Genomic DNA, 486 nt, shown 5'->3' with positions numbered 1-486 from the left:
GCCGTGTGTGGCTGTGGCACTTCGTATCTTATTACTCGACAGGTACTGACTGATAGCGTCGGTGTCACCTGATTGTGGCTGTGTTGCCATCAATACATAAGCGGGCGTACCGAACGACCGTACACGATGTCACAGACGTATTACAGCCGTAGCCTCGACGACGAGATTTCGGAACACCGGGACCCTGCTCACGACGTCGACCCGCTCTTCGTTAATCGCTGGTCGCCGCGTGCGATGGCTGGTGATTCGCTTGCTGAAGATGACCTGCTGCCGCTGTTTGAAGCCGCGCGCTGGGCACCGTCCGCATTCAACAATCAGCATTGGCGATTCGTCTACGCCACCCGTGAGGACGACGAATGGGAGTCGTTCCTCGGCCTGCTGAACGAAGCCAACCGCTCATGGGCACGCAATGCTGGCGCGCTCATCGCCGTTTTCTCGAAGGTCACCCTCGAGCACAACGGCGAGTCCGCTGGGACGCGTTCGTTC

At 58.8% G+C, this 486-nt stretch carries 1 protein-coding gene; it reads left to right on the top strand.

Annotated elements, in window-relative coordinates:
- Positions 1–126 precede the first annotated feature (126 nt).
- Positions 127–486: nitroreductase family protein (locus tag FY251_RS21035; RefSeq protein WP_187367478.1), on the top strand; the 360-nt coding region annotated here is incomplete at its 3' end.

Source organism: Haloferax sp. KTX1 (assembly GCF_902410085.1).
In the GTDB taxonomy this organism is placed as follows: domain Archaea; phylum Halobacteriota; class Halobacteria; order Halobacteriales; family Haloferacaceae; genus Haloferax; species Haloferax massiliensis.
Note: the sequence above shows the minus strand (reverse complement) of the source record. Positions and strands in the feature narration are given on the sequence as shown.